Below are 389 nucleotides of genomic sequence, written 5' to 3'. Positions count from 1 at the left end.
TAAATAATGTTAGGAATTTGCTGTTCATATAATGAACTACTAACAATTTCTATAGCAATACCACCTATAAAGTCATCTCTACCATATAACTGTATCGTTTCTTTTAAACGGTTCTATTTTAATTTTTGAGAGAAACCTTTAGGAATTTGCATGCTTAAAATAGCTTCCTTTTTAGTAACATCATCTTCAATATAACTTTCATCTTAATCGACTTTTTTAATAGTTACATAGTCAGATTGTTTAATTTTATTGACGAATGATTTTGATGCAGTGGTTTGGTCTAAATCTTGAATGGTAATCGGTATTTTGAAGTTGTCATGTGCTACACGGTAACCGATACCAATAAGTACGAGTTCGATGACAATGGTTGTTACGAGCAAGATGTATTG

At 30.6% G+C, this 389-nt stretch carries 1 protein-coding gene; it reads right to left on the bottom strand.

The window, feature by feature from the left end:
• Positions 1 to 203: 203 nt before the first annotated feature.
• On the bottom strand, positions 204 to 389 hold a 186-nt coding region (locus D7Y15_RS46305; protein WP_233605346.1), incomplete at its 5' end, for a hypothetical protein.

It is taken from the genome of Corallococcus sp. AB030 (assembly GCF_003668965.1).
Lineage (GTDB): Bacteria > Myxococcota > Myxococcia > Myxococcales > Myxococcaceae > Corallococcus > Corallococcus exiguus.
The sequence above is the reverse complement of the archived record's forward strand: the minus strand, read 5'-3'. Positions and strand labels throughout refer to the sequence as shown.